Origin of the sequence: Enterococcus sp. DIV1420a (assembly GCF_051712165.1) — a bacterium.
Classification (GTDB): domain Bacteria; phylum Bacillota; class Bacilli; order Lactobacillales; family Enterococcaceae; genus Enterococcus; species Enterococcus faecalis.
Genome location: NZ_JBIOOI010000011.1, coordinates 1 through 337 on the forward strand (window position 1 = coordinate 1; position 337 = coordinate 337).

Below are 337 nucleotides of genomic sequence, written 5' to 3' on the forward strand. Positions count from 1 at the left end.
AGGCAATTAAAAGATGGCATGATTTTGACATTAAAAGCAAGGGATATGCCTTATATCGTAGCGGGAAAAGTCTTCGTTGCGTCTGATAGTGCAGAAATCGAGCGGTTTGAAGTGTACATCAAAAGCCAATCAAAAGAAAGTAAAATTTTAAAAATATTAATTATACACTTATTGATGTTCAAAAGCAATAAAAAAGAGAGTGAAACAGCATTGACATTTGATGGTTATAACTAAATAATTAGTTTGTAAGAGCGAAATTAACATTAATTGAAATTTAACTACGGTTTTTAAATTGTTCTGTAACATTAGAACAAATAAAAAAATAAAAAAGAAAGAT

General features: G+C 28.2%; 1 protein-coding gene. It reads left to right on the top strand.

Going from position 1 to position 337, the window contains the following annotated elements; all coding sequences use genetic code 11:
- Positions 1 to 234: hypothetical protein (locus tag IGI80_RS18970; RefSeq protein WP_438724298.1), on the top strand; the 234-nt coding region annotated here is incomplete at its 5' end.
- Positions 235 to 337 lie beyond the last annotated feature (103 nt).